We start from the raw sequence: 8633 nt of genomic DNA, 5'->3' as shown, positions 1-8633 counted from the left end.
AACAGACGTGACATTTATGAAGGATCATGAGAAATGAAGGAAGAAAATGTGAGAATAGGGACATAATAGTAGATGTATAGCAAAGAGATCATCGGGAGAAATGTGTTCACTCTCGATGACCTCTTTTTTGTGGGCTCATACATGGATTTTGGAATACACAGATTGTAGACCTTTGATAAAGTTAATGTGGTCAAACCAAAAATTTGAAGGTACTCCTATGTAAAGAAGAGTATTCTATGAAATATTTTGATTTGCAATCAAGATTTAAAAGTATATCTTCAAGAAAAATGGCATCGTCTTGGTGTTTATGACTATGAACGTATGAAAGTGCATTGCCACACGTATCGGCAGAAGTGCAAAATAACCCTTAAAGAGGGTTGGTTATGTTCCGACCTCTTTGTTGTATTGTATGAACGAAAAGGCATATGCATGTCTTTCGTCTTGCGGATGATCTGTCTGACTTTGGATCGTCCATGAACCGCTCCGTTCAGGATAATACGTGTCTGCTTCGAACGTGGATTTTACTTCGGTGGCATAAATTCGACGCGTCATCGACATGGTCTGTTCATATAGCGTCGCGCCGCCAATAACAAACCATTCCTCGTTTTGACTTTCTTCGATGAGACGTTCTAAATCATGCCACACTTCAATGTGATCTGCTTTAAAATTAGGATCGGACGTCACGACGATATTCCGTCGGTTCGGTAACGCCTTCCCAATCGATTCAAACGTTTTTCTTCCCATGACGACGGTGCCACCAGACGTGACAGATTTGAAGTGTTTCAAATCATCCGGCAATCGCCACAATAAATCATTGTCTTTCCCGATTTCCCGATTGAGTCCGTACGCGACCACATGCGAAATCATACGCTCACTTCTCCTTTAATATGTGGATGTGGATCATATCCGAGAATCTCAAAGTCCTCAAAACGGAATGATTCAATTGAAGGTACGTCACGGACAATCTTGAGTTGTGGTAACGGACGCGGGTCACGCGACAGTTGAAGTTCCACTTGCTCGAGATGGTTATGATAAATATGAGCATCTCCGAGGGTATGGACGAAATCGCCAACTTCTAGGCCGGTTACATGAGCGACCATATGTGTCAAAAGTGCATACGATGCGATGTTGAATGGAACACCTAAGAATGTGTCGGCGCTTCGTTGATACAACTGGCAAGAGAGCTTCCCATCAGCGACATAGAATTGGAAAAGTAAATGACATGGCGGTAGGGCCATCTCATCGAGTTGTCCAGGATTCCATGCCGAGACGATCAACCGTCTCGAGTCAGGGTTTGTCTTGATTTGTTCAATCACTTGCGCCAGTTGATCGACGGACGAGCCGTCCGGGCGTGGGAATGAGCGCCACTGTGAGCCGTATACCGGGCCGAGATTTCCTTCTTCATCTGCCCATTCGTTCCAAATTCGCACTCCATTCTCTTGTAAATAACGAATGTTCGTCTCCCCTGAGATGAACCAAAGAAGTTCATGGATAATCGAACGAGTATGTAACTTTTTCGTCGTGATCAAAGGGAACCCTTCCTGTAAATTGAATCGCATTTGATAGCCGAAAACGCTGGTCGTCCCTGTTCCGGTACGGTCTTCTTTCACTACTCCATTTTCGAGGATATGTCGACATAAATCATGATATTGCTTCATAAGGTGATGAACCTCCTTTTAAATCTTCGATGACTAAAGGATAACACAAGATATAGTATCTAGGAGCGTATTCCATCCATATCCTGAAAAAACAACAACGATTCTTCGTTTTCGCGACTCTCGGTTTCGGGTATAATGGGGAATGAATAGAAGGAGGGGTTTGATGAAACTACAAGGAAAGAAAGTCCTTCAACTTGTCAGTGATGACTTCGAGGATTTAGAACTTTGGTATCCCGTACACCGTCTTCGTGAAGAAGGGGCGCATGTCATTTTAGCCGGAGAGAAGGCTGACCATGCGTATATCGGTAAATATGGTGTGCCAGCGAAGTCGGACGTATCATTTGATGATGTGGACATCACATCATTTGATGCGATTCTCGTACCAGGTGGCTGGTCACCTGATTTGTTGCGCCGTTTTGATTCGGTGAAAGGCTTCGTTCGTTATATGGATGAACAAAAACGACCAATCGGTCAAATTTGCCATGCTGGATGGGTCTTGATTTCAGCGAATATTTTGGACGGGGTAAACGTCACGAGTACACCAGGAATTAAGGATGACATGGAAAACGCAGGTGCCATTTGGCATGACGAACCTGTTGTCGTCGATGGACATATCGTCTCAAGTCGTCGACCACCCGATTTACCAGACTACATGCGTGCGTTTATCGACGTGTTCGCAAAACAGTAATTGAATCATAAAGGAGCTATACAACGTTGAACTTAAAATCGAATCCACTACTTCGTAAATCAATGCAGTCTACAGCTTACAGTGCTGAGCCGATGACGAAAGCAGGAACATGGTCAAAAGTGTTCACTTTGCTTCTTCTCGTCACAGCGGCAGCCGGAACGACATGGCTCGTCGTTCCTACAATCGGGGAAGGGCTTTTGTTCCCGCTCATGATCGGGTCACTCATCCTCGGTTTCATCTTTGCGTTACTCATCACGTTCAAGCCGAATACGGCACCGATCGTTGCGCCGCTCTACGGAATTGTCGAAGGTGTCTTCGTCGGTTCAATCTCATACTTCTTTGAAGCGATGGTCCCTGGTATTGTCGGTCGTGCCGTCATGACGACGTTCGTCGTCGCCTTTGCGATGTGGTTTGTCTATACGACAGGTCTTGTCAAAGTGACGCAAAAATTCAGAGCAGGGGTCATGGCTGCTATGTTTACGGTCATGTTATTGTACCTTGTCCAACTCGTCATGAGCCTATTCGGTTCAGGATTGGCGTTCATGACAGGTTCTAGCCCGCTTGCCATCGGTGTTCAATTTGTCATTGTCATCGTCGCTTCGCTCGCACTCGTCTTAGACTTTGATTTCATCGCACGTCAAGTCGAAGAGCGGGCACCAAAACAATTGGAATGGGTTGCGGCGTTTGGTTTAATCGTCACGCTCGTCTGGTTGTATATTGAATTGCTAGACTTACTGTATCGTCTAGCGATGAGAGAATAACAATCAATCATCGATCCATTGGGTCGATGATTTTTTCACGAAAGGATGTGTTCATCTGTCTGAAAAGACAGGTACATGATGAAGAAAATTGTGATTATTGGGTCGGGCATCGTTGGTGTCTCCACAGCCTATCATTTAGCAGGAAAAGCTGACGTGACGGTCATCGACCGTAAGGAGGAAGGACGGGCGACAGATGCGGCAGCGGGAATTGTTTGTCCTTGGATTGCGCAGCGGCGTAATAAAGCTTGGTACGCACTCGCTAAAGGTGGTGCGCACTATTATCCGCATGTCGTGAGAGAGTTGGAAACTGAAGGGGAGACAGACACCGGATACAAGCGTGTCGGGACACTTGCACTCCATGAAGAGTCCAAACTTGATCAAATGATGGAGCGGACGATGGTTCGTCGCGAAGAAGCACCAGAAATCGGTGACTTAGAACGATTGACAGCAGAAGAGGCACAACGTCTTTTCCCTCCACTATCAGATGAATATGATGCGCTTCTAGTCAAAGGTGGCGCACGTGTGGATGGTGGGAAATTCCGTGCAGCACTTGAACGAGTCGCTATGAAGCGTGGTGTGAAATTTGTATACGGTTCGGCACGGTTGACCGATGGGGACGCGATTGGCGTCGAGTGTGATGAGGTGTTTTATGAAGCGGATGAAATCATCCTTGCGACTGGAGCGTGGCTTCCGGAGCTGTTACAACCTCTCGGATATACGGTTCGTGTCGACGGAGAAAAGGCGCAACTCGTTCACGTTCAGTTAAAAGATACCGATGCCTCGAATTGGCCGGTTGTCATGCCGCCAAGGCGACGTTATCTACTTGGATTTGAAGATGGGAAGGTCGTCATCGGCTCGACCCATGAGAAAGGTAAAGCGTTCGATGTTCGCCCGACGGCGATTGGTGTCCACGAAGTGCTGACGAAAGGGCTTGAATCAGCACCAGGACTTGCGGAAGCAGAACTCATCGAGACGAAAGTCGGTTTCCGCCCGGTCACATCGAACTCCATTCCTATACTCGGGAGAGTACCAAGGGCGAATCAATTGCTTGTGGCGAACGGTCTAGGGTCATCCGGTTTGACGGTCGGTCCGTTCATCGGAAAAGTGTTAAGTGACCTCGTCCTGACGGGTGAATGTGAAGTGGACCTTTCACTCTATCCGATTGAAGACTTTATATTCAAAGCATAAGAAAAGGTGGCTGTCTCTTTATAGACAGTCACCTTTTTAGCGTTTGATGACCCCGTTCAAAAAGAAATGAAAATAGTCTTCCATCGTCTCTTTCATGTCCCCGATTGAAAAATGTGGGTCGGATAGGATGGCCTGCTGCATCAATTGAACATAGTGTAAATAAGATGTGGTCGATAATGTGGCATCGATCGCCCCTTTTTGTTTCCCGTATTCAATCAAACGGGCGAAAGATGCATAACCACGGGACGCCAACTGCTCCCAGTTTGGATCCTGTTGAATCATTGTGGTAATGGTCTCATCAAAAAGAACGGCCGTTTTGATTTTTCGTTTCAATATATCGACGAGTAACGTATCAAACGGAGCGTTCGACTCGATTTGTTCATCAATCCAGCTCATTTGTTCTTCCGTCATCTGTTGTAACACTTCAATGATGACTTGTTCTTTCGAGCCGAAGTAATTATAGATCGAGACAGGTGAGACATGAGCTTGCTTGGCGAGTTCACTAACGGTAAACCGAGATTGTTTCTCCGTCATCAAGTCATATGCGGCACGTAAGATGGCCTGTCTTTTTTCTTCGGTGCGTTTTGCGAATCCGTCCATTGGTCGGAGCGCTCCTTTCTGTAGTTTTGTAATAAATATACCATTTCCATTTCAAAAAAGAACGTGATATACTAGTTTTGTAATCATATTAATCTTATATTTCAAAAAAGGAGGGTTTGTGATGATTCGGATTGAACGATTAACAAAACGATTCGATGCAACCCACGGTATTTTTGATGTGACACTCGATGTGTTACCCGGAACGATTTTTGGATTCATCGGACCGAACGGTGCTGGGAAATCGACGACGATTCGTCATCTAATGGGTCTGTTGAAACCAAGTGAAGGCAGAGCAACCATTAACGGGTTCGACTGCTGGAGCGAAACCGAGCAGGTCAAACGAAATGTCGGTTATTTGCCTGGGGAAATCAATTATCCACAACATATGACTGGAGAAGAAATCATTCGTTTAACGCGTCATTTGCATAAAACGGATCCTGCACGAGAGCGACGACTTCGAGAGCGATTCGCGTTCGATGAGTCGACGAAAGTTCGGAAGATGTCTAAAGGGATGAAACAAAAGCTCGCCATCATCACGTGCTTCATGAAAGAGGCACCCGTCTATATTCTGGATGAGCCTACGAGCGGACTCGACCCGCTCATGCAAGAACGTTTGATTGATTGGCTAATCGAAGAAAAAGAAGCAGGTAAGGCGATTTTGATGAGCTCTCACCATTTTCCTGAAATGGAGCGGACGTGTGATCGAGCCGCATTGATTAAAGACGGGCGCATCATCATTGAGGAAGATATGGAAGAACTAAGACAACACAGTGTAAAACGATATCAAATTGAGTTTTCTTCCGAGTCAGAGGCAATCCGATTCGCCAAAACTACTGGAACACGAGATGGAATACACGTAGAAGTCGCCATCACGTCGCCAGAAGACTTGAACAACTTGATTCGAACGCTTGCCGACTATGAGATTCGTTCATTGGAGAGTGGCGCTGACGAACTCGAACACTTGTTTATGCAGTATTACGGGGAGGCGACATAAATGTTAATACGCTCAATGTTTAAACAGAATCGCAGTTGGATTCTCGGTTATTCAGTCGGGACAAGTGTCTATCTCTTCTTTTTGGCTGCTATATTCCCATCCATTCAGGAAACGGGACTGATCGAGGCGAAATTAGAGTCACTACCGCCTGAGTTGCTCGAAGTGTTTCAAATCGATGCGACGATGGCGATGGATAATCTGCTCAATTTATTGTCGAGTAATTACTATGGATTGATTTTTTATGTACTTGCCGTGTTGTTTGCGTTGACGTTCGCCTCGAAACTTCTTGCTAAACCGGTCGATTCAGGTGAAATCATGCTGTATATGGCAGCTCCGATTTCTCGTGTCACATATGTATGGTCTACGTTCGTCATCCTGATCATTGCAGTTGGCTTGTTTGTCGGGTTAAATGGCTTCAGTCTCATGGCGGCAGATGTATTATTCGATTTACAAATCGACTATGCGGTTTTATGGATGCTTCAATTGAACGGAGCGCTCATGCTTCTCGTATTAGGGGTCGTTGCCTATATGCTGGCCAGTCTGTTTGATGACAGTAGTAAATCTTATATGGTGACCGGCGGAATCTTCACGTTCTTCTTGATGGTGAATATCATCAACGGAGTAAGCGAGCAGTTCGAATGGTTAGGGAACATCTCTTTCTTTTCTCTCTTCGATGCTCCGGCCATCATGCGTGAAGAGTTCGGTGATGTTCACTTTATTTGGTTAATCGGCTTGTTAATCGTCTTTTCAGCACTCTCATTCATCCGCTTTACCCGAAAAGATTTAACGATTTAGTTTTCCGAAATAAATTGTCGGGTATGATACAATCAGCTCGTTAGAAAGAAAAGGGGATGAATGAAATGTTATATGCTACATTACGAAACAAAGTAGAGATTCCGATGATTGGGTTTGGGGTATGGCAAGTCGACAATGAGACAGAGGCACCAGCTGCTGTCGTCGAGGCACTCAAGACTGGCTATCGCCATATCGATACGGCTGCCATTTATAAAAATGAAGAAGGCGTCGCAAAAGGGATTAAAATCTCTGGAATCGACCGTTCAGACCTATTCATCACATCGAAAATTTGGAATGATGATATTCGTGAAGGGAAGACGAAAGAAGCGTTTGAAGACTCATTAAAACGCCTCCAGACAGACTATTTAGACCTTTGTCTGCTTCACTGGCCTGTTGATGGTTAGACGCCTCCAGACAGACTATTTAGACCTTTGTCTGCTTCACTGGCCTGTTGATGGTTTCGTCAATGCTTGGAAGGACCTGATCGAACTATATGAAGCTGGAAAGATTAAAGCAATCGGTGTATCCAACTTCAAAGAACATCATCTTGAGACGTTAAAAGAAGAAGGACTGATGGCACCGCTCATCAATCAGGTAGAACTTCATCCACAACTTCCACAACCGGATTTGTTGGACTATTGCCAGGATGAAGGCATTCAAATTGAGGCGTGGAGTCCTCTTATGCAAGGGAAGTTTTTAGAGATCGATGCCTTCTCAGAAATTGCGGAGAAGCATGGAAAAACGCCTGCACAAGTCGTGCTTCGTTGGCACCTCGAGTCAGGTCATGTCGCATTGCCGAAGTCGGTGACACCGCACCGCATCCGTGAAAACTTCGATGTATTCGATTTTTCACTCGACGCGGACGATTTGGCAAAAATCGACCAGGTGGCGACAGGTGAACGTCTTGGACCAGATCCGGACGAAATCGACTTTTAATAACAAGGGGCTCGCATTTGCGAGCCCCTTTCTACGTGTAGAGTCACATGTATGCGGGTAATGATTATTATGTTGCTAAAAGGAGGTGTTTGATCTTCATTCAGAAGATCATGCTTATGGACTTATCAAAATGGCCAATTGTCAACTGGGTCGCTTTTCTAGCGACCGTCGTCATCAATTATTTTGCGAGCGGTGATAATGCCGCGGTTTCAGACCGGATTGACATCTACTTTAAACCCGCGGGTTACGCCTTCTCCATTTGGGGCGTCATCTATGTCGCATTACTTGTCTGGTTAGTCTTACAATTGAAAAAAGGGACGACGGCGAATCGACAGGCCGAACGTATGAAAGCAGGATTCCTGATTTCATGTGTGTTGAACGGATTGTGGCTTCTCGCGTTTACGAATGAGTGGTTCGTACTCTCGCTCGTAATCATGGTGGCATTCTTAGCGTCTCTATGCTGGCTATACTATATTGCATTCCGCACATCTACAAGTTGGCTCGATCGTTTCCCGTTCTCGATCTATATCGGTTGGGTGTCGGTCGCAACGATTGTCAATACGTTCGTCGTGATGAAGACAGAACAGATCACTTCTTTATTAGGTCTTGATGAACTTGCATGGACATCTCTCATGCTGATGGTCGGTGTTGTATTAGCCCTACTCTTTATGTGGTGGCATCACGATTTCATCTATCCACTCGTATTCGTCTGGGCCTATATTGGTATTTTTGCAAGAATCGAAGAGGGAACACTGTATGTCGTCATCGTCAGTGCGCTCGCACTGCTCGCGATTGGATATATCGGTTTGATCTTGTGGAAGCGTCCGAAATCGTTTCTACATCATCCACGTAAAACAGTAGAACATTAAGTTAGAAAAGGATATCTTAACAGATATCCTTTTTGAGTTCTCGAGAACCTATAAATAAATAATATTCATGGATATTTATTCTTTATCTAACATAACTAAAACAACAAAACCTATTGATATCAGTCGTGTATACGCTTTCAATGA

The 8633-nt window shown here is 45.2% G+C and carries 9 protein-coding genes and 1 pseudogene; 7 read left to right on the top strand and 3 right to left on the bottom strand.

Annotated elements, in window-relative coordinates; genetic code table 11:
- Positions 1-381 precede the first annotated feature (381 nt).
- Both ON063_RS08445 and ON063_RS08440 read right to left on the bottom strand, forming a co-directional pair.
- Entirely contained in the window at positions 382-867 is a 486-nt protein-coding gene (locus ON063_RS08445) for a dihydrofolate reductase (RefSeq protein ID WP_274664835.1), read from the bottom strand.
- Positions 864-1658 carry a thymidylate synthase gene (locus ON063_RS08440; protein WP_274664834.1) on the bottom strand — a complete coding sequence of 265 codons (795 nt, stop codon included), beginning with the start codon at positions 1656-1658 and terminating at the stop codon, positions 864-866. The genes ON063_RS08445 and ON063_RS08440 overlap by 4 nt, the downstream gene beginning before the upstream one ends.
- 163 nt (positions 1659-1821) lie before the next feature.
- Between ON063_RS08440 and ON063_RS08435 the strand changes: the two genes are divergently transcribed.
- The 3 genes from ON063_RS08435 (at position 1822) to ON063_RS08425 (ending at position 4295) form a co-directional block, all read left to right on the top strand.
- Positions 1822-2346: a type 1 glutamine amidotransferase domain-containing protein gene (locus tag ON063_RS08435; RefSeq protein ID WP_214788362.1), complete on the top strand. Its 525-nt coding sequence runs from the start codon at positions 1822-1824 to the stop codon at positions 2344-2346.
- Between the two features lie 26 nt (positions 2347-2372).
- Positions 2373-3107, top strand: a complete 735-nt coding sequence (locus ON063_RS08430) for a Bax inhibitor-1/YccA family protein (RefSeq protein WP_214788360.1) — start codon at positions 2373-2375, stop codon at positions 3105-3107.
- 78 nt (positions 3108-3185) lie between these two features.
- Complete coding sequence (locus ON063_RS08425; protein ID WP_274664833.1) at positions 3186-4295, top strand: NAD(P)/FAD-dependent oxidoreductase; 1110 nt, start codon at positions 3186-3188, stop codon at positions 4293-4295.
- Between the two features lie 36 nt (positions 4296-4331).
- On the opposite strand, the gene ON063_RS08420 is transcribed toward ON063_RS08425, so the two are convergent.
- A complete protein-coding gene (locus ON063_RS08420; RefSeq protein WP_274664832.1) occupies positions 4332-4895 on the bottom strand; it encodes a TetR/AcrR family transcriptional regulator in 564 nt (187 codons plus the stop codon).
- A 121-nt stretch (positions 4896-5016) separates the two neighbouring features.
- On the opposite strand from ON063_RS08420, the gene ON063_RS08415 reads away from it, so the two are divergent.
- The 4 genes and pseudogenes from ON063_RS08415 to ON063_RS08400 all read left to right on the top strand — a co-directional run bounded on the left by ON063_RS08415 (position 5017) and on the right by ON063_RS08400 (position 8489).
- Positions 5017-5889 carry an ABC transporter ATP-binding protein gene (locus tag ON063_RS08415; RefSeq protein ID WP_274664831.1) on the top strand — a complete coding sequence of 291 codons (873 nt, stop codon included), beginning with the start codon at positions 5017-5019 and terminating at the stop codon, positions 5887-5889.
- Positions 5890-6684: an ABC transporter permease subunit gene (locus ON063_RS08410; protein ID WP_274664830.1), complete on the top strand. Its 795-nt coding sequence runs from the start codon at positions 5890-5892 to the stop codon at positions 6682-6684.
- A gap of 65 nt (positions 6685-6749) precedes the next feature.
- Positions 6750-7620 (top strand): annotated as a pseudogene (locus ON063_RS08405) (aldo/keto reductase).
- 116 nt (positions 7621-7736) lie between these two features.
- Entirely contained in the window at positions 7737-8489 is a 753-nt protein-coding gene (locus tag ON063_RS08400) for a tryptophan-rich sensory protein (protein WP_224860860.1), read from the top strand.
- Positions 8490-8633 lie beyond the last annotated feature (144 nt).

Origin of the sequence: Exiguobacterium sp. B2(2022) (assembly GCF_028823655.1) — a bacterium.
GTDB lineage: Bacteria > Bacillota > Bacilli > Exiguobacteriales > Exiguobacteriaceae > Exiguobacterium > Exiguobacterium aestuarii_A.
This window is presented reverse-complemented; position numbering and strand designations above follow the sequence as displayed.

Coding starts and splice junctions, on each gene's coding strand:
- ON063_RS08410 (WP_274664830.1), top strand. CDS start 5,890: ATGTTAATACGCTCAATGTTTAAACAGAATCGCAGTTGGATTCTCGGT.
- ON063_RS08425 (WP_274664833.1), top strand. CDS start 3,186: ATGAAGAAAATTGTGATTATTGGGTCGGGCATCGTTGGTGTCTCCACA.
- ON063_RS08435 (WP_214788362.1), top strand. CDS start 1,822: ATGAAACTACAAGGAAAGAAAGTCCTTCAACTTGTCAGTGATGACTTC.
- ON063_RS08440 (WP_274664834.1), bottom strand. CDS start 1,658: ATGAAGCAATATCATGATTTATGTCGACATATCCTCGAAAATGGAGTA.
- ON063_RS08400 (WP_224860860.1), top strand. CDS start 7,737: ATGGACTTATCAAAATGGCCAATTGTCAACTGGGTCGCTTTTCTAGCG.
- ON063_RS08420 (WP_274664832.1), bottom strand. CDS start 4,895: ATGGACGGATTCGCAAAACGCACCGAAGAAAAAAGACAGGCCATCTTA.
- ON063_RS08445 (WP_274664835.1), bottom strand. CDS start 867: ATGATTTCGCATGTGGTCGCGTACGGACTCAATCGGGAAATCGGGAAA.
- ON063_RS08415 (WP_274664831.1), top strand. CDS start 5,017: ATGATTCGGATTGAACGATTAACAAAACGATTCGATGCAACCCACGGT.